The sequence below is a fragment of the Alkalimonas collagenimarina genome (assembly GCF_030717845.1).
GTDB classification, from domain to species: Bacteria; Pseudomonadota; Gammaproteobacteria; order Enterobacterales; family Alteromonadaceae; genus Alkalimonas; species Alkalimonas collagenimarina.
The window spans coordinates 1-23,792 of sequence record NZ_JAUZVZ010000007.1; the positions used below are offsets into that span (position 1 = coordinate 1).

The window sequence follows — 23,792 nt, forward strand, 5'->3', positions numbered from 1 at the left end:
ACTCCAAACCGCTCCCCCGTTAACTGACATGTTCATATACGCAATTGGATCAAGTGATTGTGGTTGGGAGTATCCACCATCTGGTGCCACTAGTACCTCTTGTAATCATGGTGGCGCTGTCATGCAAGCGGCAGTGTTTGAACTAGGTTATGGGTCAAGTAGGATCGCCTGGATGGGTGGAGGAACACTTCCCAGTTCAGCGTATTTAGGTTCCTCGCCTGTATGCGAATCATTTGGTGAGCTCACGTTTGATTGCACCGCTGGATTAACCATTGTAGGTTGGGTAGTTGACTACGATCTCAGTGGGTGGCAGGGGGGCTTTTTCCGCTACCAGAATACCTCAACGAACTCTCCGTTTAATACTATGTCAGTTCAAATCAACATTCTGTAAACTTAAATGACCTCGAAAGGCCCAGCTTTCAGCGGGGCCTTTTTTGCTACTAATTATTCTCACACTGTTATACTCAGCGGGCCACGCTGCTCTTTCCGCATTATTTCCAAGGCTCGATCAAGTGCATCCGCGGAGTCGTTATTACCAATCGAACGATGAAACTCGGCTACGTTTTTCGCCATTTCCATGAAATTAACTGGTTCAGAACCTTTAGTTGGCTCTAGGGTTTGCGCATCCAAGTTAAGTGTCATGAGCATAAATGGCACGCTCTCTTCAAGTGTCATATTTCCTGCTTGAAGTTGATCGTTAATCCACTCTTTTAAATCGTCTCGACTCATGTTTCTGAAATCGACGTTACTTTCTTCATTACTACTTTGAGGCGCCTGTTTGACATGATCTACCGTTTTTTGAGATGGCTGATCCATTAAACTCTTGGTCAGAACGTTTGCACTCGGTGAAGTTGCATGAATTTCCATTAAAATTCCCTCTCTTTTATTTAACACTAACGTATTGTGCAAAAATTAAGCCATCGCGAGGGACATCAAAATCTGTGTCATTGTAAAAATGATAGTTAATGGTTGTGAGCTAAAAAATGGAAGTCTGTATCAAACCGCTCTACGGCTTGATACAGGTTTTAGTATGAAACTTTATTCCCAAGTATGATTCTTTATTGCATAGTGTGAAACTTTATTACTACACCACAGCAGCTTGTTGGGTAAAAAAGCAAACACCAATGCCGAGCCGGATGGATCTGACTGACACCTACGCCTATACAACACCATGACCGAACTTCCCGACAACATCCTTCACCTGCCGCAATACCAAGTACTGGGCTGCAAATCAACCGACGACGAAATGCACTTCCAGGTGGACGTGCCCGATCCCATCGCCTGCGAGGAATGCGGCGTGCAGGGTGAGTTCGTACGGTTCGGCAAGCGGGTCACTCTCTGGGTGGTCCGCCGCCGATACACCTGCCGGGCCTGCAAGACAACATTCAGGCCCCAGCTACCGGAGATGGTGGACGGATTCCGTATGACACTGCGGCTGCATGAGTACGTGGAGAAGGAATCCTTCAACCACCCCTACACCTTTGTGGCGGCACAGACCGGCCTGGACGAGAAGACGGTGCGCGACATCTTCAACGCCCGCGCCGAGTTCCTGGGGCGCTGGCACCGCTTCGAGACGCCCCGCATCCTGGGCATTGACGAGCTATACCTGAACAAGCGCTACCGCTGCATTCTGACCAACATTGAGGAGCGAACCCTGCTCGACCTGCTGGCTACCCGCCGCCAGGACGTGGTGACCAACTACTTGATGAAGCTGAAAGACCGGCAGAAGGTCGAGATCGTCAGCATGGACATGTGGAACCCCTACCGGGCAGCGGTCAAGGCTGTGCTGCCCCAGGCCCGTATCGTGGTCGATAAGTTCCATGTGGTGCGCATGGCCAACGATGCCCTAGAGAGAGTGCGCAAGGGCCTCAGAAAGGAGCTGAAACCGTCCCAGAGCCGGACTCTCAAGGGAGACCGGAAAATCCTGCTGAAACGCGCTCACGAAGTCTCAGACCGGGAGCGCCTCATCATGGAGACCTGGACAGGCGCGTTCCCGCAACTGCTGGCCGCCTACGAGCACAAGGAGCGCTTCTACGGCATCTGGGACGCCACCACACGGCTCCAGGCAGAAGCCGCCCTGGACGAGTGGATAGCCACCATCCCGAAGGGCCAAAAGGAAGTCTGGAGCGATCTGGTCAGGGCAGTGGGGAACTGGCGCGAAGAGACCATGACCTACTTCGAGACGGACATGCCCGTCACCAACGCTTACACGGAGTCCATCAACCGACTGGCCAAGGACAAGAACCGTGAAGGGCGCGGTTACTCCTTCGAGGTGATGCGGGCACGAATGCTCTACACCACGAAGCACAAGAAGAAGGCACCGACTGCGAAGGTCTCTCCTTTCTACAAGAAAACCATCGGTTACGGACTGCCGGACTTCGCAGAGGAACTCAACTACGGAGTCGATCTATCAACCATCTGAGGGTGGTATCAGATTGATGGGGTGAAGGTGCCCCATCAACCATTAAATCCGTATACCCTTTCTAAAATGACCAGGCTGAGCAGCGCATGCTCAGGATCCGGTGTCACACCGTATTGCTGAGCCATGCTTTTGTCGAGATCGTCAGTGCGAATCACATTGGCACGTAAGGTATAGCCATCAAACTCCATCACATGCCCCAGTGGCTGCTGATTTTCAGCCGAGGTATCGACTGGAGCACTCTGGCCGGCTTGATCGATGTTTTGATCTGGTTGTCCACAGCCAGCTAATGCCACAATCATGGCGAAGATGCCGGCAAAAAGCCTGATGGGGTGAGGGCCAGTGTCACTGATAAAATGACTCTGTCCGGCGGCTGGTCCACTTGAGGTCGTTTTATTGTCGGTGTTCATCGTCAAATCCTTTGGGTAAGAACATCAGGCAGGCGAGCCATTGAGGATAACGAGCGCCAGCTGCTCGGGATGTCTTTACCAGTAATGAGGTAAGGCTTGTATACCACCATAGGACGGCACCAACTGGTTGTCGGTGCGCTAGCTAACTTACCGGCATTATTGATTTGTCAGCAGATGAAACACTTGAAGAAAAGCGGTGACTGCAAAAGCGGGATTAGGCGTGCTATCAAGAAGTAAGGGGGGCGAGCTAAAGGCTGAACAGCAGTCTTTAGCTCGATGAATGATGATGAGTGTGGTACTTATTGACGGCCCGGAAACTGCTGGAATAGATGGGCCACTGTTTCTTCAACAGCTTGCTTCGGGTTTTTTAATGCTTCACGTGTCAGGCGGCCTTCCTGGATCCCTTGCCAGATCAATTTATTCTGAGCAGCGTCCACCAGATCTATCTGCACTGTACCTTGCTTGTAATGCACAGTTTCAATGTCTTGCTGATACAGCGGGAAGCCTAAGTGCCAAGCCGAACGGTAACCATAATGGCCAAAGCCAATATTAGCGCGAAATGGACTGCTGCGAATATCGGTTTTATCTTCTGTGTTGGAAGCAAAGTTCAGTAATAACTCGGCATCATCTTCTTGGTAACGATAACCAAGCGCCTCCATTTCTGCCCTAAGGGCCGATTTGAAGTGATCGGTTAAAAGGCTCTGATATTCTTCGGTATCCGTACCTGGTGCTTTGTAAAAACCAAAGGTTTGATACTGACTAAAATTTACATCGCGAGCATAGTCAACACGTGCATCTGGTTTTACTGAACAGCCGCTTATCACCAGCATGATAACCAGCATCATTAGCACAGTTACCAGACTAAATGATAACTTCGGATCGGAAGGGACCATGGTTGATTCTTGTTTAGGTGACAGCATAATTAAACTCCTGCAGGGTAATGACTGTTTCTCTATTATAAGAGACAAAACCATGAACGGATTAGTTCGTGTTATTTATTAAGTTAGCACCATACAACTGAATGCTACCTTAATCCATCTCTTTGTTCTGTTGCATCTTACTGAGCTGCAGGCTAAAATGTCGGCTTGCTTGAGGGAGTAATCGGCCAGATCAACCGGCGCTGTTGTCAACATCCTTGTACCTCATTGTACATGGCAGCAGCATCTGCATAGCAGACTGATGAGACTTGAGACATACCATGAACCCATAGCGGGAGTTTGTGGTTTGTCTTGTAGTTGTTTCCCGCAGAGTGAATTTGATGGATGCTTTTCTTGCTTCGTTTACTGCGGTGGCTATTGCTGAAATAGGTGATAAAACCCAGCTTCTTTCGTTATTTCTTGCTGCACGTTTTCGTTCCCGACTAGCGATTATTGCTGGTATTCTGGTGGCTACCTTATTAAATCATGCAGCCTCTGCCTGGCTCGGTGTCTGGGTTGCGCAGTTCATTCCACAAGGCTGGCAGGGCTGGTTGTTGGGTGGTTCTTTTATCGTGGTGGCATTATGGCTACTTATCCCGGATAAAGACGACAGTGATGACAGCAGTATGTTGAAGTTTGGTGCCTTTACTGCCAGTTGCGTGTTGTTTTTTCTAGCTGAAATTGGTGATAAAACGCAAATTGCTACCGTGATTCTGGCCGCTACCTTCGAAGATGCCATTTGGTGGGTGATTTGGGGGACTACGATTGGTATGTTGGCGGCCAATGTGCCGGTAGTCTATGCAGGCAGCTGGTTGATGGAGAAAATCTCTCTTGATTGGGCGCGCCGCGCTGCTTGTGGCATTTTTATGCTGCTGGGTGTGATTACCATTATTAATTATTAGGAACATTATGATCGACATAAAAGCTGTCAACTATCAGGATTCGGAGCAAGCGCAACAACTGGTGTATCTGCTTAATCAGTACGCGTTGGATCCAATGGGGGGCGGCGACGCCCTGGCTGAGCAAGTGCAACTGGAGCTGGCCGTTAAACTGGCCGATCGCAGCGATACCTTTAGTTTTATCGCCTATGATGATGACCAGCCCGTTGGTTTGGTTAATTGTGTCGAAGGGTTTTCAACCTTTGCTGCGAAACCAGTCATGAATATTCATGATGTTGTTGTGTTACCTACTCACAGAGGCAAAGGGATAAGTACGCTGCTGCTGAATGAAGTCGAGCAGTTAGCCAGGCAACGTGATTGTTGTAAATTGACTTTAGAAGTGTTGCAAGGCAATAAGGTGGCCAAAGCCAGTTATCTGAAGTTTGGCTTTGCCGGCTATGAGCTAGACCCAGAAATGGGGCAGGCCATGTTTTGGCAGAAAAAACTATAAGTAGAGCTCTGGGTTAACTAACTAGCGCTTAAATTTTGTTTCAAGGATCACCGATGAGTTGGTCCTTTCTACCCCTTCCAGATTACCTATATCATCCAAAATATGGCTGAGCTGCTCGGTATTGTGCGCTTGCACTACGGCGATTAAATCGTATTCGCCGCTGATGGCGTACAAAGCTGAGACTTGTGGAATATGCTTTAATTCGCTGTTGGTGCGAGCAGTGAGCTTTTGCCGTACCTTAATCGACACATGCGCCGAGACCTGCTCCGATAGATACTGACTGCCGAGTTCCACCGTAAACCCTTGTATCACCCCTTGCTGCTCTAATCGTTGCAATCGATTTTGAATGGTAGAGCGCGAAACCTGAAGTGCTCGGGCAAGGTCCGACACACTGGCCCGGCCATTGGTGCGAAGGATAGCCAGTAACTGCTCATCATCAGAACTTATCACTTTGAACTCCTTTCTTATCATATTGACCATATAACTTGGTATATTGTACAGAATGATACTGCAAATTGGCAGTGATAGTGACTAAACTGGTGGCACTTTATTTCGGTTCAGAGCCGACACGCTAAAAAAGAGGTATATCATGCAGCAAATCAACAGAGCAGTTTTCGATGAAGTGATGGTTCCTAACTATGCGCCAGCCAAGATGATCCCTGTAAAGGGACAAGGCTCTCGTGTCTGGGATCAGCAAGGTAAAGAGTACATCGATTTTGCTGGCGGTATTGCTGTGAACTGTTTAGGACATTGTCATCCTGCCTTGGTTTCTGCCCTTACAGATCAGGCTGAGAAACTGTGGCATTTATCCAATGTGATGACCAATGAACCCGCTTTGCAGTTAGCTCAAGTCTTGGTCAATGCAACCTTTGCTGAAAAAGTTTACTTTGCCAACTCTGGGGCAGAGGCCAATGAAGCTGCGTTGAAATTGGCGCGTCGAGTTGCCAAAGATAATGTCGGCGATGAGAAAGATCAAATTATTGCTTTTAAACAAGGCTTTCACGGCCGTACTTTTTTCACTGTGACGGTAGGCGGGCAGCCAGCCTATTCCGATGGTTTTGGTCCAAAACCTGCTGCTATTGAACACGCTGAGTTTAATAATATCGATAGCCTGAAAGCGCTCATCTCTGATCGCACCTGTGCAGTGATGGTAGAGCCTTTGCAAGGTGAAGGCGGCGTGGTTCCTGCTGATGTGGAGTTTATGAAAGCAGTGCGTCAGCTGTGTGATCAGCACAAGGCTCTGTTGATTTTTGATGAAGTACAAACAGGCGTTGGTCGTACCGGTGAGCTCTATGCGTATATGGGGCTTGGGGTGACACCTGATATCCTGACCACGGCGAAAGCACTTGGCGGTGGCTTCCCGATTGGCGCTATGCTAACCACCACGGCTCTCGCTAAGCACTTGGTACCCGGTACCCATGGTTCAACCTATGGCGGTAACCCTCTAGCCTGTGCTGTGGCTTTAGCGGCAGTGAACACCGTAAACACCCCTGAAGTGCTTGATGGCGTGAAAGCGAAAGAGCAGCTATTTCGCGACGGTTTGCGTCAAATCAATGAGCAATACAAGGTGTTTGATACCATTCGTGGTCAGGGCTTGTTGTTGGGGGCTGTGCTGAACGCAGATTATGCCGGGAAAGCGCGTGACTTTATGATGGCTGCCGCTGATGAAGGCTTGATGGCCTTGGTGGCTGGTGCCAATGTGGTGCGCTTTACTCCATCACTGGTGATACCAGATGCAGACATTCGTGAAGGTCTGGCTCGTTTTGAGCGTGCTGTTGCGAAGATTGTTAGCGCGTAATGCAGAGCGAGAAGCCGATGTTAGTCATCCGTCCAATCAACTCAGCTGATTTTCCGGCACTGAAAAAAATTGCCGAAGAGTCTGGCCATGGGTTTACCTCATTGCCGGTGAATGATCAGCGTTTGCAGCAAAAGATAGCGCATTCGGAAGCCAGTTTTGCCACTGCAGTAGAGCAGGCTGGGCAGCAAGGTTATTTGTTTGTATTAGAAGATACAGCGACCGGAGATATCGTCGGCACGACAGGGATTGAAGCCGCGGTAGGGTTAGAAACGCCTTTGTATCACTTTCAGCAAAATACCGTGATGCATCACTCGGTTGAGCTGAGTGTATTAAATCAGCTGAAAACCTTAACGCTGTGCAATGATTACACTGGCGCATCAGAGATCTGTACTTTGTTCTTGCGACAAAGTTATCGGCAGGGTTACACCGGCCGGTTTTTGTCCAAGGTGCGTTTTTTATTTATGGCAGAGCATCCGCAGCGTTTTTCTGACATTGTCATCGCTGAAATGCGTGGTGCTGCCGATGATAACGGCCAGCCGCCGTTTTGGTGTTGGTTACAGAAGCTGTTTTTAACCATTGATTTTCCGACGGCGGATCATCTGATAGGTGTTGGTAAAAAAGCCTTTATCGCTGAGTTGATGCCGCGGCATCCTATTTACGTTGGCTTACTGCCAGAAGAGGCGCAGCAGGTGATAGGGCAGGTGCATCAACAAACCAAGCCTGCATTAAAAATGTTGCAACAGGAAGGCTTTGTGCATCGCGGCTATGTTGACTTGTTCGATGCAGGACCGACCATCGAAGCGAGGCTAAGCCAGATCCATTCAGTGGCCAGCAGTGTGAAGGTCCCTGTGCGGGTGGTGGATAAGGTGGAACCTGGCCAGATGCTGGCCATTAGCAATACCGGCACGCAAGGATTTCGTGCCAGCTTTAGCGAGCAAGCGCGTTTTGATGAGCACGATGCTGTGCTGTTGGTTCAGCCTGAATTGGCGGATGCGCTTCAGCTTGAGGATGGCGATCTGGCTCGCTTTATTGTACTGGAAAAAGGCCGTCGGTAGTCTAATTAGCTCCATGCGAATTTGTCAGCCCGTCCGGGGCTCCAACGGTTCGCTTAGAGTAAGTCTTATCTCGCTTAACTGATTGGCCTGTGTCGTTAGCCGGTTAGTTTGTGTAAAATACGGCTCCTTTGGAGCACCCTGGAAGTTAAGAAGTAAGGTGAGCATCATGCATAGCAACGTCAATGAACTGTTTGAAAATTTGTGGCAGAACTATCTGGAGGTGACTCCATCTGCAAAGCGCGTCCATCAGTTGTTGGGCTCGTCTCAGCAGCAAGATATCTGTAATGATCATATTGCCTTACGTACCTTCAATATAGAAAAAATTGGTTTGGAAAAACTGGCTGCTCATTTTAAAGCCGTCGGTTATGAAGAATGTGGTGAGTATCATTTCGAAGCGAAGAAGCTCTATGCCAAGCATTTTGAACATCCGGATCGCAATGTGCCGAAAGTATTTATCTCTGAATTGTTGTTAGAGCAATGTTCCGAGCAGTTGCAACAAGTGGTGTACAAGCTGGTTGCACAAATCCCTGAAGAAGCGGTCACCGCCGATGACTTTTTGTACTCAGGCACGCATTGGGCAATGGATCATGCGACCTATGAAGCCTTACTGGCTGAAAGCGAGTATGCAGCCTGGATGGCTGCCTGGGGCTTTAGAGCGAATCACTTTACCGTCAATGTGAATCAGCTGGAGAGCTTTGATACCTTAGAGCAAGTCAATCAGGCGCTGAAAGATGCCGGGTTTTTGTTAAATGCATCCGGTGGTGAAATCAAAGGTTCAAAAGAGGTATTGCTGGAGCAGTCCTCGACCATGGCTGATTTAGTCACGGTCATGTTTGCAGATGGCGCAGCTACTATCCCTAGCTGTTTTTATGAGTTTGCGCGTCGTTATGAAGTGGCACCAGGTTTGCTGTACAGCGGCTTTGTTGCAGCATCAGCCGATAAAATCTTTGAAAGTACCAACGCGCGTTAAACCGCTTTCGACGTAATTGTTCTGCACGCCGGGTGATCCATCATCCGGCGTTTTTCGTTTTGTCATTCAGATACAATTCATTGTGTTTTTTTTAGGCTGCATGTTACTTTGTGGCTGATCACTTAACTAGCAGGATGCTAAATCGATGACATTCAAAAATTTATCTGCCGGGCTTTTGCTGCTGGTGTTTAGCAATGCGCTGGCAACTGAGCTTGATTTAGAGCGTGTTAGAGTGCAACTGGAGCATCCTGCCAATGGCAGTCTAATGGCACTGAAAGAGCAACCCTACTTGTTCGCATCCGGTTTTAATCAGTTTCAACGTTGGCTGAGTGTTATTAATACCAGTGATTACTCGGTACAACAGCTCTCTATTCCAGCTCAGGCACAGTTTTTTGATCAGGCTCGTCTCATGGGGGCAGATCAAACCCAATTAGTGTTCTGGGCAACCGATGGCTTGTATCGTGCAGATTTAAGTGATGGCAGTTATCAGCGTTTGTTTGAAGTCAGCTCAGTGCATCGTGTAGTTGATCCGGTTCGATTACGTCAGCGTGGATTTGTTTTGGATTTAGGCAATGGCCCCAGTGATTTTATACTGCCAGACTTTGATTCGGTAAAGCTGGTGCGCCAACAAAGTGATGGCAGTTTCCAGCAGTATGCGCTGCAGTTGCCAAGCTTGATCCAAACGTGGGCAGGACGGCGTGTCACCTATGAGCCCCGACGACACTTTGTGGTGGATACCAATGGTAACGGTTTAAAAGATGTACTCTTTGTTGATCAGGGGCAGTTTCTGGCTTTTGAACAAGCCGAAGATGGCAGCTTTGCTACCACCGGTAAAGTACTCGACTGGCAGGTGCCATTATCCAATGAACGTGATGCTGATCAGCGTAATGATGCCGGTCGCAGCTATCAAGAGCAGCAGATGGATCGTTTGTTTACGGTGCAGGATATGAACGGCAATGGTATTGCTGACTTGGTTATTGAGCGCGAAATGCTAGCCGATGCGTTGGATCGCAACAATCAATACCGTATTCATTATGGTCGCCAGACAGAGCATGGGTTGGAATTTTCGGCTGAACCGGACACGACCGTGATGACTGACAACGTACCGATTGACGTGGTGATTGGTGACTTTAATGGCAATGGGCGGCAAGACTTTTACATCCCCAACACCAACATTGGGGTCGGTACCATTATTCGGGTGTTACTGCGCGGCAATGCCAATCTGGATGTTGATTTTTTTCTGATGGATGCCGCAGGCAACTACCCATCCAGGGCGGATTTCCGTCAACAAGCGCGGGTTGATGTCAGTATTACCAACGTGCGCTTTGATTTACCATTATTTCAATTGGCAGACCTTTCGGGTTTAAACCAAAAGCATTTGTTGGTTGGTGAGAGCGGCAGACTGCGTGTGTATGCACCGGATGAGCGGCGTCTCTTTGCCCGCAGGGGCGACCGTTTGGAACTGGAGCTACCACGGGATAGCAGTGGTGTTTTGATCACAGATGTAACTGGCAATGGTAAAGATGATATCGTGTTACCATTTGATGCGCAGGATGATGAAGCACATCGCAATCAAGTTCACTTGATCTTCAGTCGTTAGCCAAGAGCTCCAACATGACAAAACAGCTGTTTATTCGCAACAAGTTAATATCGCTGAAAGGCAATATCATCATTTGTGATGAGCACGATGAGCCACGTTATCATGCCAAAGGTAGCTTTGCCGTGTTTTATCCGCGCTGGCGGCTTTTTAAAGGTGAGGCTGAAATAGCCAGTCTTCGACGCAAAATTTTTGTTTGGAGGCCAACCTGGCAGGTTCATAGTGAGTTGGGTGACTTTATCATTAAGAAGAAACTGCTGTCCTGGCACAGTCGTTATCAGGTGATTGGCGGCCCCTTCGACGGCGCCGAAATCAATGGCAACTTCTGGGATCGGCAGTTTGAAATTAGCCATCAGTTGCAGCTGCTGGCACAAGCCAGTGGCAAAATAATGTCGCTACGTAACCGTTATACCATCGAGCTGCTTCGCGAAGACGATTCCACTGAGTTATTCACCGCCATCGTTATGGTCACGATGCTGATGCACCGCCGCGATCGTCAGCAGAATCAACAAGGTCGCTAAAACAGCACAGTAGCCATACTGTGCTGTAAAGATTAGAACTCGTATTTATGCGCACTAAACAGCTGCTGCACTTCCAGCCAGATATCGCCAGGTTCTCCATCATTGACCCATTGATCATTAATTCGCACCACTGGTGCCACTTCTTTGCTGGAGCTGGTGAGCCAGACTTCATCGGCGGCGAGAACTTCCGCCCGGCTTATGACGCGTTCTTCAACCTGACGTTGGCTATACTGTTCGAGCACCTTCAGCAAAATATGCCGGGTAATGCCGGGCAGTAGCTCGGTACTGAGCGGTGGCGTGGCAATGACGCCATCTTTGACCACAAACACATTGCAGGCGGCCGCTTCGGTTAAGTTGCCTTCACGGTTAAACAGGATGGTTTCCTGCGCACCCTGGGCATAGCCTTGCTGGTAATGCAGTACATTGCCGAGTAGTGAAGTCGACTTAATATGGCAGCGCTGCCAGCGTAAATCATCAGCAGTGACCACACTGTATTTTGGTGCTTTGTCCTTATCGGCTACCGGAGCCGGGGGGATCTCAAACACAAAGGCAAATACGGTTGGGCGAATATGCGCCGGGAAGGCGTGGTTGCGTTTGGTGTCGGCACCGCGACTCACCTGAATATAGACCCCTAAATTCTCGCCCATGTCCTGATTGCGCTGCAGCAAGTTTTCAGCTAGTTGTTGCCAATCGCTCAGGCTTAATCCGGGCTCGATACTAAGTTGCGATAAACCGCTCAGCATCCGTTCGAGATGGGGCACTAAACCAACAAATCGGCTCTGATAAGAGGGCACCACTTCATAGATACCATCACCAAATAAAAAGCCACGATCCATCGGGGAAATTTTGGCTTGCTCGGCCGGTAAGAAGTCACCATTTAAATAGACAATACTCATATTCGTTCTCAACTAAAGCCACACAGGGCGCGAAAGGATTGGATCAGGGCGATGCCTTCACTGGCATCGAGGCTGTCTTCGGTCAGGGTATTGAGGCGGCTAACACCATCAACACTGCCACGATCCGATAAATACTGCAGGATATGCATAGGGTCCACTGTGGCCAGATAATCGTGTTGCCGCCACAGAGAAAGTAAAGCGATCAGGCCGTATGCGCCCCAGTTGGACACATCGGCCAGCAATAGTTCATCGCACTCGGTTTCTGCAGGGGTGATATTAAGCTGACTGACGGCTGCTTTAATATTGCCCATGCCAATTTCATTACCCCCATCACCAATGGCAATAGTGGGGCAGGCGGCGAGTTTCAGGAAATAATCAAAGCTAGCACAGCGCTCAGTAATATCTTCACCGCGCATGTTGTAGTAGCGATCTCCAGCCGCCAAACCTGGCCGCTCAATGGAGAGCACTGCTTGAGGTAAATACTGCTGCAGAGCTTCTGAAGCAATGGCTGGCAGATCCTGATCGCTAAATACAGGAATTGGATGGCAGCGGTAATCGGTTTTTAGCACCCTGTACAAAGGGTTGCCACAGACCAGCACCGGGTGAGCTCCCATCTGTTCAAGGCATTGATACAGCGCAATGGCACCCACCGGGCCATCGGTTTCGAAGGTATCGGCGACTGGAAAGCCTGTGCCAATCAATACTACGCCCTGACACTGATTTAAAATACGCGCGGCTCGCAGGTAATAGCCAGGGCGTAAGGCTTTCTGCAATTGCTGCATACCACGAAGGTTGCGGGCAACCAGTCGATTCTCGAGCTCTTGACTCAACGATTGTAAATCCTTCATCCGACGGACTCCTTCATACCACTGGCTGCAGGTGTTGTAAGCGACGCTGAAATTGTTGCTCAGCCAGATGCAGCGTATTGTGTGCCTGTTCGATACTGATTGCTTCAAAGTGTAGCTCAGTCCCGGCACTGCGTTGTGCCAGTTGCCAGCAGTCTAAGGATAATACTGAGCCTAACTTTGGGTAGCCCCCCAGAGTTTGTCTATCGCTGAGTAGCACAATGGGCTGGCCATCAGGGGGCACTTGCACCGCACCATAGCAGATCCCTTCGGATAGCATACTGCGGCGTTGGCTGGATAAAGCGAGACCCTCCAGCCGATACCCCATGCGGTCTGATTGCTGGCTGATGCGAAAGGTATGCTGATAAAAGCGCTGCTTACTGGCTATGCTAAAATCATCACTTTGGTAGCCTTCAATCAGCCGTAACTTCAGTGGCGCCTGATAATCAGGGCGGTAGCTTTTTGGCAATTGCCAGTTCGGCTTGTTTTGGTGGGTGCCGATAGCAAGTTGCTGACCCACTTTCAACTTGCCACCATCCAACCCACCAATCCCTTCACGTACTACTGTTGATAGGCTGCCAAACTGCGGCGTTAACTGAAAGCCGCCATCGACTGCTAAATAACTGCGTAATCCGGCTGTGGCCATGGCTAGTTCGATGATATCGCCTGCCTGCACCGGATGGCTTTGCCACAAAGGTTTTGGCTGCTGATTGATCCGCAATGGCATTTCAGCACCACAGACAGCAATACGACTGGGCTGCAACATGGTCAGCTCCAGTCCACCCATGCTTATTTCAATGCAACAGCTGCCCGGGGTATTGCCAAGCAGAGCATTCGCCCAGCGGAAAGCCTCGGCATCGGCTGGCCCACCGGTAGTTAATCCCAACTGACTTTGGCCAAAACGACCTTGATCCTGTAATAAGCTGAGGATGCCCGGCTGCTCAATACGGATACCTGTCATAGCACCCCTCCGAGCTTTAAAAACTCTGCTTTATCAATGGCTTTAAAGCGAACTTCATCACCTACAGCCACTGGCATGCTAGGCGTTTGGTCTGGTGTGAACATGCTTACCGGACAAAGGCCAATTAAGTTCCAGCCACCTGGCGAAACGGCAGGGTAGACTGCTGTTTGCCGATCGGCAATGGCGACTGCACCTTTGGGGACTTTTGCCCTTGGACTATCCAGTCTTGGGGTGGCTAGTTGTTCGTTCAATTCGCCAAGGTAAGCAAAACCGGGAGCAAAGCCTATGGCATACACCCGGTAGCTTTGTTGCTGATGTAATTCAATCACTTGCTCAATGCTCAGTTGATGCAGCTTGGCGACACGTGCTAAATCTGGGCCGCTTTCTTCGCTGTAATACACCGGTAGTTCTACCAGCTGACCACTTTGTTCACTCTGCTGTGACAAGGCTGACAGCGTATGGTGGATGCGCTGCCGAACCGCAAAATGATCGGTGAATAGCGGGTTGTAACAGACCAGCAAAGAGGCATAGGAAGGGGTTAAATCAACTAATACATCGGCAAGCGCACTGTGCAGCGCCTGAGTGGCCTGTAGCACTCGCTGGCTGATGTCGGCGGACATGTGCTCGGCAAAATACAGGATCAGTGCGCTCTCACCGGCAATTTCAATGCGATAACTCTGCTTGCTCATGATGCTTTAAGCACCTGTTGGATCTGTTGTACCTGAGCGATAGCCGCTTCGTTATCGCCGTGTACGCAGAGTGTATCGGCAATGAGTGACAGCCGTTGACCTGATTCAGTGATGACAACGCCTTCGCTGACCAGTAATTTAACTTGCTCTAACACGTCTTGCTTGTTCAATACGGCGCCAGATTTGCTGCGGGGCATCAACAGGCCTTCATCGGTGTAGCGTCGATCGGCAAAGGCTTCAAACAGCACATCGATACTTTCTGCCTGAGCCTGCTGCTTGTGCTGATGTTGTTTTGCGGTTGCAAGCATCATCAGTGCCAGCGGTTTATGGTAGCTGGCGATGGCCGTAAAGACAGTTTCCAAAATGGCGGGGTGGCGCATCATATCGTTGTATAAAGCACCATGTGGTTTGACATAGCTGAGTTGCAGACCATGAATTTGGGCCATACCATCCAGTGCTGCGATCTGGTAATGCAGTAAATTAACCAATTCTTCTGTAGAGCAGTTCATCGAGCGACGGCCAAAGCCTTGTCGATCCGGATAACTGGGGTGTGCACCAATCTGAACCTGATGGTGTTTAGCCAGGGCCAGCGTTTGTTGCATGACATCGGCATCGCCGGCATGAAAACCACAGGCGATATTGGCCATATCAATAAATGGCATCACTGCGCTGTCCATTCCCATGGTCCAGCTGCCGTAGCTCTCGCCCAGATCGCAATTTAATTTCATCGCCTGTTTCCTGTTCTATGGCATCGTACCGGATTAAAACAATGCCAGCTTTGAATTTGGTATATCGGTCACCAGCATGCAGCCGGGCGTGTGAGTTATGCAAAAATCAGGTTTTGCTTCTGCAATGGCCAGTTGCGGCGTGACGCCGCACGCCCAGAATACTGGCACTTCTCCAGGCTTAATGCTAACCGCATCACCAAAGTCAGGCTGATTTATATCGCTGATACCGATGGCCGAAGGGTCACCAAAATGTATCGGTGCGCCGTGCACTTGCGGGAAGCGGCTGCAGATTTGTATTGCCCGGATAGCATTCGCTGGTGTCATCGGTCGCATACTGACCACCATGGGACCACTGAATTTTCCTGCAGGTTGGCAGCGTATCGAGGTGCGATACATCGGCACATTAACCTGTTCGGTGATGTTACGGATTTCCAGGCCATCCGCGATCAGTGCTTCTTCAAATGAGAAAGAACAGCCTAACAGAAAGGTAACCAGGTCATCTTGCCAGAGTCCACGAATATCGGTTTGCTCAGCTACCAGCTCTCCATGGCGAAAAATCCGGTAGCTGGGTAGATCGGTGCGGATATCTAAATCGACTGCAGCACTGATTATGCCGGTATCGCCTGGCTGACTGGACATGGCTACCAGCGGGCAAGGCTTAGGGTTAAGCTGACAAAACTGCAGAAAATCAGCCGCATCGGTTTTTGGTAAAATCACCATATTGGCCTGGACATAGCCAGCTGCAAGGCCGGACGTATTGCCGGTATGGTTTTGCAGACGGCATTGCTGGCGAATTTCTGCTGGACTGGCTTGTTTAGTTAACATCAGCGACCTCTGGGCGTTCTGGATGGCTAGCTACAACACGACTACTCTATATTGAATATAATATTTGCTCAATAAGTGAATTGAAAAATAATTTATTCATTAGCTCTTTCGTATTAAGAATAGCATTATCCTAATAAGAGTCCGACCCCCAAAAGGGCAGTCAGTGTCCAGAGCAAACTGCCTTTTGGCAAGGTATCGCCAAGAGCTCTTGCCAGTAGCAATGACAAGATAACACTGGTCGCCAATAGTGTTTGTACAATGGCCGCTTTACTGTGACTAAACGCCAGCATTTGCAGATAAATCGCAGCGGTAGTCCCTATAAGGGTGGCAGCCAGCAAGATCAGCCAGGGTCGCAGCTGGTGATGTGGTCGGGGCAGCAGTCGTGTCCGACTAAACAGCAGCATCGGCACAATGATGGCCATACCACCGAGTAACCGCCAGCTGCTGGCGCTGGCGACATCAATACTACTGTGTAAAAACACATCCCGGCTGATGACTGCGCCGATCGCTTGGCATAAGGCAGCAAGGGCGGCAAAACTGTAGCCGCTCCAGAGTTGTTGCGGCTGTTGTCGACGCTGCAGCCGAAGCACCATGTCAACCGCTAGTAAAATACAGGCTATGCCAAGCCATTGCTGCCAGCTTAATAGCTCCATCAACCAAATAATGGCAAAGATAGCTGTTAGCAATGGTGCCAGAGTTTCTGCTACCAACAACGATAACCGGTCACCAATGCGATTCAGTGCTAAAAAAAAGCAGGTATCACCCAGGCCAATCCCTATCGCACCACTGAGCAGCAACATCATTAGCTGGCTGGTGCTGAGGGGACTTGCGCTAATCCACGCCGGACTGAATGGCAGGGCAGGGCTTAATGGCAAAAGAATAGCGAGACTGATCAAGCCTTTCCAAAAGTTTAGAGTCACAGGCGAGAAGCTGGCACCAAGTTGGCGATACAAACGGGCGGCGACGGCCCAGCAACAGGCGGTGGTTAGGGCCGCAATAGCTCCAATCATAAGGAGACCTTCCAAAGCAAAAAAGCAGCCTAATCAGTTCGCGTTCTCGCTGCAAGGGCAATAAGCCCAAAATAAGTGAAAGATACAAAAGATGCGGACAGACTGGCAAGATACGCGATTAATGGTAGTTGCATCACCCCTGTTTAGGATTACTATGGTCATAACCTTTTATCTCAGGAATATGCGTTATGTTTAAGTCCATGGTGGTTGGTCTGCTTACTGCAGTGAGTTTAAGCGCAACGGCAACGCCAAGCTGGATCGATGCGAAATCAGCGATACAAGCTATGCAGCAAGGTGAATTGACCAGTGAACAATTAGTTCGGTATTACCTCGACAGAATTGAGCAGCATAATCAACAGGGGCATAATCTGGCGGCGGTGATGGATATTAATCCTCAAGCTATTCAGCAAGCACAATTACGTGATCAAGAGCGGGCTAGTCACAACAGCCATTCTGCGCTACATGGCTTGCCAGTGATTTTGAAAGCCAATATTTCTACCGCGACCATGCCAACTACAGCTGGAGCGCTGGCGTTAAAAAATCATATCACCGGGCGTAATGCGGCCTTAGTCGACCAATTGGAACAAGCAGGTGCTATCATTTTAGGCACCGCGAACTTATCGGAGTGGGCTAATTTTCGTGGTACCGGTTCGGCCAGTGGTTGGTCTGCCTTGGGTGGGCAAGCACGAAACCCTCATTTATTAACGCACACCCCTTGTGGCTCCAGCTCTGGTTCTGCCGTCGCTGTTGCAGCGGATCTGGCTTTATTGGCGGTAGGTACGGAAACGGATGGCTCCATTATGTGTCCAGCCGCGATCAACGGTGTGGTAGGTATAAAACCAACACGAGGTGCGGTAGCGGGTGAGGGCATTATTCCGATTGCCAGTGCGCAGGATATCGCAGGGCCGATGGCCCGACATGTGTTTGATGCGGCCTTGTTATTGGATGCTATGCTCAGCGACGAGGCGCGTAAGCAGTTACCGGTGGCGTTAACGAAGGCAACAGAGCAAGCTCCTGAGCTCAGTAAAGTGATTTTAGTTCGGGCGTACGATGAACAAGATGAAGCCATTGGGCCGATGATGGATGGTATTGCTGAGTTTTTATTGCAGCAGGGGATAGCCGTTGTATCGGTGGATGAATGGCAACTGCCAGCAGAGTTGTATCAGGATGAGCTGAAAGTTCTGATGTATGAATATCGTCGCGAGCTGGACCAGTGGTTACAAGACTATGGTGTTGATGATAGTGTGAACTCAGTGGCCAAAGTGGTGGCATTTAATCAAGCCAAAGGTGAAGAAGCCTTGGCATTCTTTGGTCAGGAGTATCTGGAACAGGCTGCCAACCTGGATCTGGAACTTGAGAATGAGGATTACCAGCGCGCACTTGCTAATGGCCGTCAATTGGCGATGAATGCACTTGACCAGTACCTGAAAGAGCTTGAGGCTGATGCCATTATACTGCCTTCCTATGGCCCAGCCTGGCCGATCGACCATATCAACGGAGATGTGTTTAACTTCGGTACTTCAACTGCAGCAGCGGTTGCCGGTTACCCATCAATCACTCTGCCTGGTGGCTTTAGTGGTGTATTGCCCTTGGGCGTGAGTCTGGTAGGCCTGCCCTGGTCAGAGCCAACGCTGATTGGCTTAGCGGCTCTGATGGAGAAAGAGTTAAAGGCCTACCAACAGCCAACATTTTTATCGCAGGATAAAGAATAAGCCAGATAAACTAAATGGTTCATTCCAGTACGTTGAGGTCGGCTCTGAACTGCTTGACCTCACCACTTTCAACCATTTGCTGCACCACTTGCTGCAGTTTTGGTAGCAACTCTTGGTGAGGGCTGTAGCGAGACAGTGTCAGATTAACGGTGCGACCTTGCTGGAAGTTGAACTCATAACTGGCTTTTTTGAAGCGCTGATGAAAGCGGGGATTGTGTTGTATCACATTGATAGAGCTTTGTGCTGGTCCAATAACCGCATCGACCTCACCAAGTAACAGCAGGGCAAAAGCATCATCCAGTCGCTCGGCCTCGACCAGGTTGAGTTGATTTTCAGCCAACTTTTGATTGAGTTCCTGACTGTAGACATAATCTTTTACTACCGCAATACGATGTTCCGATAATGCATTCCAGCTTGCAATATCAGTCGATTCTTGTAGCAGATAAACTACTTCAGGTTTGGCTTCGTCATAGGGAATAAAATGCATATAACGAGCGCGCTCTTCACTGTGATTGAGGCTGCTCATTAAGTCGGTTTGGCCTTGCTCCATCTGCCGCAGGCAACGAGAGAAAGGAGTATTAGGGCTGAAGCGAAGTTTGATACCAGCACGTTCGGCGATGATTCGCATCAGATCAACGGTTGGGCCGTATGGCTCTGAGTCTTCAGGGTAAAAATGCCAGTATGGGTGATCATCCAGACACCACTCCAGTTCCGGATGCTCGTGCGCATTCAGTGTTAGCCCATACAACAGCGCTGGTATCATAACCACTAACCGTAACATAGCATTCCCTGTTCAATGACGGCACAACCCAAAGGTTGTGCCTCATCATACGCATTTTAATCGTTGCAGTGCAAGCGCTTCATGTGGCGAGTTCAGGGATCACGCTGTACGTTCTGTTCGATTTTGTTGTTGCTGCCACTGGCGCCAGATGATCCGCAGGATTAATCCGGCAAGCAGCAGTGCAGCCGATAGTTCGAGCCAGTAGGGGAGGACTGAATGCTGATGCTGCATAGCACTTTGCACTGAGATATCAAAATAATTCAGCCCAAAGTCGAGCAGCCAACCAAAGAACACCGACATCACAATGACACCAAATAAATAGGCAGCCAGCGCTCGTTTTCCCAGTTCTTTATAGACCACACTGATGGTGGCGATATTGGTAGCAGGCCCGGCCTGCATAAAGACCAGCGCAGCACCAGGGGATATACCCATCATCATCAGGGCGGCGACAATTGGTGTCGAGGCGGTAGCACAGACGTACATCGGTACTGAAATCAGTACCATCAATAACATGGTCCAGATACTGCTGCCATATTTAGCCAGTGCATCCATCGGCACCAGGGTTTGCACCAAAGCTGCGAAAAAAAGACCTATCATCAACCACAGATAAAAATCGCTTAGCAACTTGCCGGTGCTGTACTGCAAGCCATCTTTAGCTTGTTGCCACAAGCTTGGTTTGGTGGCAGTTGCTTTTTTAGCAGCGCAGCAGGATGCTTTTTCAGGCACTGAAGCTTGCTTCGACTCTTCAGCCTTAGCTGATTTGCTGGAGCAGCAGCTTTTTACCGGGGCCATTGCCTTGCTTTCGTGCCCGGTTGCCTTACCGACCAATAAACCTGAAGTAATAGCGCTTAAAATAGCGGCGATGGGGCGGACAATTGCCATCACCGGCCCCAGCAATACATAAGAAACTGAAATCGAATCGACCCCGGTTTCAGGCGTGGCACTTAAAAACGCCACGGTAGCGCCTTTACTGGCACCGCCGCGTCGCAGCTGCATCGCAGCAGGGATCACGCCGCAGCTGCACAGCGGTAATGGTGCTCCCAGCAAAGCGCCTTTCACCACCGAGTTGCTTTTGTAGCCAGTCCATTGGGATCCAGGCTTTCATGATTGCCGCTACCAGCAAACCGACTAATAGCCAGGGCGCGGATAGCACAAACAACTGCCAGAAGTTGTCGATAAAAGTTAGCATGAGGTGCGCTCCTGATGATGGTGTTCTGGTTTAACCGGCTGCCCTTTTTCCAAGGCTGCTAAAATAGAGCACTCAGTGGCACTTAATGGCCCGCCACAACAGGCGTCATCAAGCTGCTGCAGTGCTTGGTGAAAGCGCCGTAACTCAGCGATCTGCTGCTCAATGTCTTGCATTTTGTGCTGCACCTTGTCTTTGACATCGGCGCACTGCCACTCACTTTTATTGTCTTCAATCTGCAGGAGTTCGCGGATTTGCTGCAAGCTAAAACCAACGCTTTTGGCGCGCAGGATAAAGCCCAGCCGTTGGCTGTCGGCTTCATTGTACAAGCGATAGCCCGCTTCCGAACGGGCGCTTGGGCTTAATAACTTCTGCTTTTCATAAAAGCGGATGGTGTCGACACTAACACCATGCCGCTTGACCAATTCACCAATTTTCATGATTACCTCCTTAAGTAAGGATAGTATAAACCCTAGAGCTAACTCCAGAGTCAAGCGGTCGATCATTTCATCGTGAAGTGTGTATTTAAGAGGATAGGTGAGTAGATGGCATCCTTGACGCCAGTAAGCTGATGTGACAACGTCGCTATTCTGATCAGTGCAGCATGGTTTCAACTTGGGTTTATTTTGATACAACATAAGTTTTCTTACGTTATTGCTGCATCGATTGCCTGCGTTATTACCGGTTTGGTCTGGTATTTGAGTGGTGATAATACAACGCTTAATGATAAAAGTGGCCATACTGCTGAAGTGCCTCGAAGTGTCCGTGATAAATCTTCTATCGATTTGCATAAAAACACGTTGAAAAAGACATCAATTGAAGATGCAGAGCATTCAACGATAAATCTTTTCGCAGATGCACTGCTGTTGCATGAGAAAGCACAACAGGGGGAGAAGCTCAGTCAATACAGGTTGGCTCAACTTATGGAGACGTGTGCAAGCGTGGCTTTGTTTCGCGATCAAATGTTGGATGCCTTATCTATGTTGTATGGCTATGCAGATAGCTTGGATGAAAAGCATTTAGGGTTTATAGAACAAAATATTGATGATTGTGCCGATTTTAACTCTGGTAATTTGGCGATGTTTTTACCTTCAGACATGCAGAATGATTCAAACTACCAAAGCAGGATTCTGCATGATGCTGGGTTTATTTCTTTGGTTTGGTTGAGTACAGCAGCAAGTCATGGGCAAGAAGATGCATTGGCAGAAATTATGTTTCATGGGCCTGAGGCTTTAGCCAGGGCTGGAATGAGCTCCCCTAAACTACAACAGCAGTATCTGGGCCTATTGTCGAAAAGGTCTCCTGAGGCTTGGTTAGGAATTGGGGCCTGTACGAGTGCTAATGATCCTGGCTCTGTTGGCCTGGCAATACAGACACTTGCTTGCGAGCAAAGTCAGAACTGTCGTTCATTGAAAAACTACGATGCACTCACGATGCGCCAATTTTTGACGAACAGCCTGATCAAACCTCAAAGTCAGCTGCATCATGAAGAAGTGCTGTCCTGGTTTAAACCGGACTATGCGAGCGTGCTGTGGGAGCAGAGCGACGAGCTGGAAAACTTCTCAGAGATAAAAAGCCAAGTGATGATGGAGCAAATGGAACCAGCATTTCAAGCTGAACTATTAGAAGGTTGCCTTTGTTCCATTGGCCTTTGTTAGATAGTGGATAAATGGCCCCTACTGCTTTCATGCAGTGGGGGATCGTTGATAGTATTCCAGAGTTAAGCAGTCAATTGGACCAGCCTATGATGGTTGTTAATACGACAGTTGTGATGAATACAGACACCGCGAGCAGCATTTCCAGGGCAATGGTTTTTTTTAATCTAACCAAGCCTGCTGGTTGGTGCAACGCAGGAACCAGACGTAATTTATTGAAGGCACCAAGACCCAGCAGCACACTGACCAGGCCTAATTTAGGCAGCAGTATTCGGCCATAGGTTGTTTGCCAGAGTTGGCTTGGCTCCGAGAATAAAAGTAATAACATACCCAGTCCGCTGCCAATCAACAGCAACAGCACAACGACCATGAGTTGCCCGAACTGCTGCATCAGGGGTTGTAGCTTGCTGGCAGACTGCTGTTGGCATAGTCGCCATAAAACCGGTAAAGCGCCGATCCAGAGTCCGATGCAAAGCAGGTGCAAGCTAAGTGCTAACCGTCCAATGAGACCATGCTGAAGCAGATGCCCACTCAGGGTGAAGCTGAATAATAGCAGCAGCACCACAGTCAATTGCATGAGCGCTTGTAGCCGCTGGTAGTGCCTGATTAGCAGACTCAGAGCTAGTAGCGTAAAGGCCGCCCACTGCCATAGCATGGCTTGCCCTGTGCCATCGGGCAGCAGCATCCAGATTAGTTCGCGGTCAAACATGCCACTGACGCCAGTCATGGCAATACTGCCAATAAAGAGTAAAAAACTGGCAGTTGCACTCAATACGCCCAGACCAGCAACGGTCAGATAGCTTTGCCAGTGAACAGGCTGCTCTAATTTATGTTGGCGCGACAGCCAGCAGCAAAACAATGCTCCCACTGTCAGCGCCATACAAATGAACAGCGTTAGCCGGCTTAAAACCGTCCAAAGCTCCCACTGCATTTAGCTTTCCAACTCAGTGCTAGTCTCAGCCAGCATCGCATGGTGATGATGCTGGTGCGATTCTGACTCAGGTTCCGGGTTCGATGCTTCAGCGTCTGGATCTATTTGAAAGCTGATAGTACCGGATACCCGGTGACCGTCGGCGCCAAGAGCCGCCCATTCCAGCTGATAGTGACCTGGCGCTAATGTCGGTAGCGGAAATTCAATGTGATCTGTCGGCTGGCGATTGCGCTCAAAGCCAAACTCTATCGCTTGATCCTGATGTGTCAGGTCGAGTGACAGCATCCGCACCGGATCACCAAAATGCAGCATGACTACGGCGGTTGGTTCATTTAATACCGCACCATCAGCCGGGATCGAAAACTGCATAGGGGTATGGGCCAGCACTTTGGCTGGTGCAAAGCAAAGGATGACTAACGCAAAAAACATCATAAAACGATTCATGAAAACTACCTCAAAATTCTAGTGGATCAGTATAGGCACTCGGTATGGCCCGG

26 protein-coding genes and 2 pseudogenes are annotated in these 23,792 nt (G+C 49.4%); 12 read left to right on the top strand and 16 right to left on the bottom strand.

From position 1 onward, the window contains the following. Positions 1–391, top strand: a 391-nt coding sequence (locus Q3O60_RS17700; protein WP_369812640.1) for a DUF4879 domain-containing protein, incomplete at its 5' end; no start/stop codon positions are given. Positions 392–450: 59 nt separating this feature from the next. Here the strand turns inward: Q3O60_RS17700 and Q3O60_RS06030 are convergent. After that, on the bottom strand, positions 451–867 hold the full coding sequence (locus Q3O60_RS06030; RefSeq protein ID WP_305893006.1) for a hypothetical protein: 417 nt from the start codon (positions 865–867) through the stop codon (positions 451–453). Between the two features lie 211 nt (positions 868–1,078). On the opposite strand from Q3O60_RS06030, the pseudogene Q3O60_RS06035 reads away from it, so the two are divergent. Together Q3O60_RS06035 and Q3O60_RS06040 are read left to right on the top strand one after the other, a co-directional pair. Further along, positions 1,079–1,150: pseudogene (locus Q3O60_RS06035) on the top strand (signal peptidase II); the annotation flags it as partial. Between the two features lie 21 nt (positions 1,151–1,171). Next, complete coding sequence (locus tag Q3O60_RS06040) at positions 1,172–2,422, top strand: ISL3 family transposase (RefSeq protein ID WP_305893007.1); 1,251 nt, start codon at positions 1,172–1,174, stop codon at positions 2,420–2,422. 35 nt (positions 2,423–2,457) lie between these two features. On the opposite strand, the gene Q3O60_RS06045 is transcribed toward Q3O60_RS06040, so the two are convergent. Together Q3O60_RS06045 and Q3O60_RS06050 are read right to left on the bottom strand one after the other, a co-directional pair. After that, positions 2,458–2,829 carry a hypothetical protein gene (locus Q3O60_RS06045; RefSeq protein ID WP_305893008.1) on the bottom strand — a complete coding sequence of 124 codons (372 nt, stop codon included), beginning with the start codon at positions 2,827–2,829 and terminating at the stop codon, positions 2,458–2,460. Positions 2,830–3,128: 299 nt separating this feature from the next. Then, the gene (locus Q3O60_RS06050; protein ID WP_305893009.1) at positions 3,129–3,749 is read right to left on the bottom strand and encodes a DUF4136 domain-containing protein; all 621 of its coding nucleotides are present in this window, start codon (positions 3,747–3,749) and stop codon (positions 3,129–3,131) included. A gap of 338 nt (positions 3,750–4,087) precedes the next feature. Between Q3O60_RS06050 and Q3O60_RS06055 the strand changes: the two genes are divergently transcribed. Next, positions 4,088–4,648: a TMEM165/GDT1 family protein gene (locus tag Q3O60_RS06055; protein WP_305893010.1), complete on the top strand. Its 561-nt coding sequence runs from the start codon at positions 4,088–4,090 to the stop codon at positions 4,646–4,648. A 7-nt stretch (positions 4,649–4,655) separates the two neighbouring features. Next, a complete protein-coding gene (locus tag Q3O60_RS06060) occupies positions 4,656–5,135 on the top strand; it encodes a GNAT family N-acetyltransferase (protein WP_305893011.1) in 480 nt (159 codons plus the stop codon). Between the two features lie 21 nt (positions 5,136–5,156). On the opposite strand, the gene Q3O60_RS06065 is transcribed toward Q3O60_RS06060, so the two are convergent. After that, positions 5,157–5,585: an Lrp/AsnC family transcriptional regulator gene (locus Q3O60_RS06065; RefSeq protein ID WP_305893012.1), complete on the bottom strand. Its 429-nt coding sequence runs from the start codon at positions 5,583–5,585 to the stop codon at positions 5,157–5,159. A 139-nt stretch (positions 5,586–5,724) separates the two neighbouring features. Here Q3O60_RS06065 and Q3O60_RS06070 point away from each other — a divergent pair, with 139 nt between their 5' ends. From Q3O60_RS06070 to Q3O60_RS06090, 5 genes are all read left to right on the top strand, one after another. Further along, positions 5,725–6,933 carry an aspartate aminotransferase family protein gene (locus Q3O60_RS06070; protein WP_305893013.1) on the top strand — a complete coding sequence of 403 codons (1,209 nt, stop codon included), beginning with the start codon at positions 5,725–5,727 and terminating at the stop codon, positions 6,931–6,933. Between the two features lie 17 nt (positions 6,934–6,950). Next, on the top strand, positions 6,951–7,988 hold the full coding sequence (gene astA / locus Q3O60_RS06075) for an arginine N-succinyltransferase (protein WP_305893014.1): 1,038 nt from the start codon (positions 6,951–6,953) through the stop codon (positions 7,986–7,988). 166 nt (positions 7,989–8,154) lie between these two features. Further along, entirely contained in the window at positions 8,155–8,958 is an 804-nt protein-coding gene (locus tag Q3O60_RS06080) for a DUF1338 domain-containing protein (RefSeq protein ID WP_305893015.1), read from the top strand. A 145-nt stretch (positions 8,959–9,103) separates the two neighbouring features. Further along, entirely contained in the window at positions 9,104–10,558 is a 1,455-nt protein-coding gene (locus Q3O60_RS06085) for a VCBS repeat-containing protein (RefSeq protein WP_305893016.1), read from the top strand. A 14-nt stretch (positions 10,559–10,572) separates the two neighbouring features. Beyond that, entirely contained in the window at positions 10,573–11,076 is a 504-nt protein-coding gene (locus Q3O60_RS06090; RefSeq protein WP_305893017.1) for an LURP-one-related/scramblase family protein, read from the top strand. A gap of 32 nt (positions 11,077–11,108) precedes the next feature. Here the strand turns inward: Q3O60_RS06090 and Q3O60_RS06095 are convergent, their stop codons facing one another. From Q3O60_RS06095 to Q3O60_RS06125, 7 genes are all read right to left on the bottom strand, one after another. Further along, positions 11,109–11,972: an aminotransferase class IV gene (locus Q3O60_RS06095; RefSeq protein WP_305893018.1), complete on the bottom strand. Its 864-nt coding sequence runs from the start codon at positions 11,970–11,972 to the stop codon at positions 11,109–11,111. Positions 11,973–11,980: 8 nt separating this feature from the next. Next, the gene (locus Q3O60_RS06100) at positions 11,981–12,820 is read right to left on the bottom strand and encodes a DUF4392 domain-containing protein (protein ID WP_305893019.1); all 840 of its coding nucleotides are present in this window, start codon (positions 12,818–12,820) and stop codon (positions 11,981–11,983) included. Between the two features lie 13 nt (positions 12,821–12,833). Beyond that, positions 12,834–13,778 carry a 5-oxoprolinase subunit C family protein gene (locus Q3O60_RS06105; protein WP_305893020.1) on the bottom strand — a complete coding sequence of 315 codons (945 nt, stop codon included), beginning with the start codon at positions 13,776–13,778 and terminating at the stop codon, positions 12,834–12,836. After that, positions 13,775–14,467, bottom strand: a complete 693-nt coding sequence (gene pxpB, locus Q3O60_RS06110; RefSeq protein WP_305893021.1) for a 5-oxoprolinase subunit PxpB — start codon at positions 14,465–14,467, stop codon at positions 13,775–13,777. Before pxpB ends, Q3O60_RS06105 begins: the two co-directional genes overlap by 4 nt. Next, entirely contained in the window at positions 14,464–15,195 is a 732-nt protein-coding gene (locus Q3O60_RS06115; RefSeq protein WP_305893022.1) for a 5-oxoprolinase subunit PxpA, read from the bottom strand. The genes pxpB and Q3O60_RS06115 overlap by 4 nt, the downstream gene beginning before the upstream one ends. Positions 15,196–15,228: 33 nt before the next feature. Next, positions 15,229–16,020 carry a putative hydro-lyase gene (locus Q3O60_RS06120; protein WP_305893023.1) on the bottom strand — a complete coding sequence of 264 codons (792 nt, stop codon included), beginning with the start codon at positions 16,018–16,020 and terminating at the stop codon, positions 15,229–15,231. Between the two features lie 125 nt (positions 16,021–16,145). Next, positions 16,146–17,030: a DMT family transporter gene (locus Q3O60_RS06125; RefSeq protein ID WP_369812641.1), complete on the bottom strand. Its 885-nt coding sequence runs from the start codon at positions 17,028–17,030 to the stop codon at positions 16,146–16,148. A 188-nt stretch (positions 17,031–17,218) separates the two neighbouring features. On the opposite strand from Q3O60_RS06125, the gene Q3O60_RS06130 reads away from it, so the two are divergent. Next, a complete protein-coding gene (locus Q3O60_RS06130; protein WP_305893024.1) occupies positions 17,219–18,742 on the top strand; it encodes an amidase family protein in 1,524 nt (507 codons plus the stop codon). Between the two features lie 19 nt (positions 18,743–18,761). On the opposite strand, the gene Q3O60_RS06135 is transcribed toward Q3O60_RS06130, so the two are convergent. From Q3O60_RS06135 to zntR, 3 genes and pseudogenes are all read right to left on the bottom strand, one after another. Next, on the bottom strand, positions 18,762–19,505 hold the full coding sequence (locus Q3O60_RS06135; protein WP_305893025.1) for a substrate-binding periplasmic protein: 744 nt from the start codon (positions 19,503–19,505) through the stop codon (positions 18,762–18,764). Between the two features lie 117 nt (positions 19,506–19,622). Continuing rightward, positions 19,623–20,712, bottom strand: a pseudogene (locus Q3O60_RS06140) (SO_0444 family Cu/Zn efflux transporter). After that, on the bottom strand, positions 20,706–21,149 hold the full coding sequence (gene zntR / locus Q3O60_RS06145; RefSeq protein ID WP_305893026.1) for a Zn(2+)-responsive transcriptional regulator: 444 nt from the start codon (positions 21,147–21,149) through the stop codon (positions 20,706–20,708). Before zntR ends, Q3O60_RS06140 begins: the two are co-directional and overlap by 7 nt. Before the next feature lie 186 nt (positions 21,150–21,335). Here zntR and Q3O60_RS06150 point away from each other — a divergent pair, with 186 nt between their 5' ends. Next, complete coding sequence (locus Q3O60_RS06150) at positions 21,336–22,367, top strand: hypothetical protein (protein ID WP_305893027.1); 1,032 nt, start codon at positions 21,336–21,338, stop codon at positions 22,365–22,367. 70 nt (positions 22,368–22,437) lie between these two features. On the opposite strand, the gene Q3O60_RS06155 is transcribed toward Q3O60_RS06150, so the two are convergent. Continuing rightward, complete coding sequence (locus Q3O60_RS06155; RefSeq protein ID WP_305893028.1) at positions 22,438–23,295, bottom strand: CopD family protein; 858 nt, start codon at positions 23,293–23,295, stop codon at positions 22,438–22,440. Continuing rightward, complete coding sequence (locus Q3O60_RS06160; protein ID WP_305893029.1) at positions 23,296–23,739, bottom strand: copper resistance CopC family protein; 444 nt, start codon at positions 23,737–23,739, stop codon at positions 23,296–23,298. Between the last annotated feature and the right edge of the window lie 53 nt (positions 23,740–23,792).

Coding starts and splice junctions, on each gene's coding strand:
- Q3O60_RS06135 (WP_305893025.1), bottom strand. CDS start 19,505: ATGATACCAGCGCTGTTGTATGGGCTAACACTGAATGCGCACGAGCAT.
- Q3O60_RS06050 (WP_305893009.1), bottom strand. CDS start 3,749: ATGCTGTCACCTAAACAAGAATCAACCATGGTCCCTTCCGATCCGAAG.
- Q3O60_RS06045 (WP_305893008.1), bottom strand. CDS start 2,829: ATGAACACCGACAATAAAACGACCTCAAGTGGACCAGCCGCCGGACAG.
- Q3O60_RS06095 (WP_305893018.1), bottom strand. CDS start 11,972: ATGAGTATTGTCTATTTAAATGGTGACTTCTTACCGGCCGAGCAAGCC.
- Q3O60_RS06080 (WP_305893015.1), top strand. CDS start 8,155: ATGCATAGCAACGTCAATGAACTGTTTGAAAATTTGTGGCAGAACTAT.
- Q3O60_RS06155 (WP_305893028.1), bottom strand. CDS start 23,295: ATGCAGTGGGAGCTTTGGACGGTTTTAAGCCGGCTAACGCTGTTCATT.
- pxpB (WP_305893021.1), bottom strand. CDS start 14,467: ATGAGCAAGCAGAGTTATCGCATTGAAATTGCCGGTGAGAGCGCACTG.
- zntR (WP_305893026.1), bottom strand. CDS start 21,149: ATGAAAATTGGTGAATTGGTCAAGCGGCATGGTGTTAGTGTCGACACC.
- Q3O60_RS06130 (WP_305893024.1), top strand. CDS start 17,219: ATGTTTAAGTCCATGGTGGTTGGTCTGCTTACTGCAGTGAGTTTAAGC.
- Q3O60_RS06160 (WP_305893029.1), bottom strand. CDS start 23,739: ATGAATCGTTTTATGATGTTTTTTGCGTTAGTCATCCTTTGCTTTGCA.
- Q3O60_RS06040 (WP_305893007.1), top strand. CDS start 1,172: ATGACCGAACTTCCCGACAACATCCTTCACCTGCCGCAATACCAAGTA.
- Q3O60_RS06125 (WP_369812641.1), bottom strand. CDS start 17,030: ATGATTGGAGCTATTGCGGCCCTAACCACCGCCTGTTGCTGGGCCGTC.
- Q3O60_RS06115 (WP_305893022.1), bottom strand. CDS start 15,195: ATGAAATTAAATTGCGATCTGGGCGAGAGCTACGGCAGCTGGACCATG.
- Q3O60_RS06100 (WP_305893019.1), bottom strand. CDS start 12,820: ATGAAGGATTTACAATCGTTGAGTCAAGAGCTCGAGAATCGACTGGTT.
- Q3O60_RS06055 (WP_305893010.1), top strand. CDS start 4,088: ATGGATGCTTTTCTTGCTTCGTTTACTGCGGTGGCTATTGCTGAAATA.
- Q3O60_RS06105 (WP_305893020.1), bottom strand. CDS start 13,778: ATGACAGGTATCCGTATTGAGCAGCCGGGCATCCTCAGCTTATTACAG.
- Q3O60_RS06070 (WP_305893013.1), top strand. CDS start 5,725: ATGCAGCAAATCAACAGAGCAGTTTTCGATGAAGTGATGGTTCCTAAC.
- Q3O60_RS06120 (WP_305893023.1), bottom strand. CDS start 16,020: ATGTTAACTAAACAAGCCAGTCCAGCAGAAATTCGCCAGCAATGCCGT.
- Q3O60_RS06060 (WP_305893011.1), top strand. CDS start 4,656: ATGATCGACATAAAAGCTGTCAACTATCAGGATTCGGAGCAAGCGCAA.
- Q3O60_RS06090 (WP_305893017.1), top strand. CDS start 10,573: ATGACAAAACAGCTGTTTATTCGCAACAAGTTAATATCGCTGAAAGGC.
- Q3O60_RS06085 (WP_305893016.1), top strand. CDS start 9,104: ATGACATTCAAAAATTTATCTGCCGGGCTTTTGCTGCTGGTGTTTAGC.
- astA (WP_305893014.1), top strand. CDS start 6,951: ATGTTAGTCATCCGTCCAATCAACTCAGCTGATTTTCCGGCACTGAAA.
- Q3O60_RS06030 (WP_305893006.1), bottom strand. CDS start 867: ATGGAAATTCATGCAACTTCACCGAGTGCAAACGTTCTGACCAAGAGT.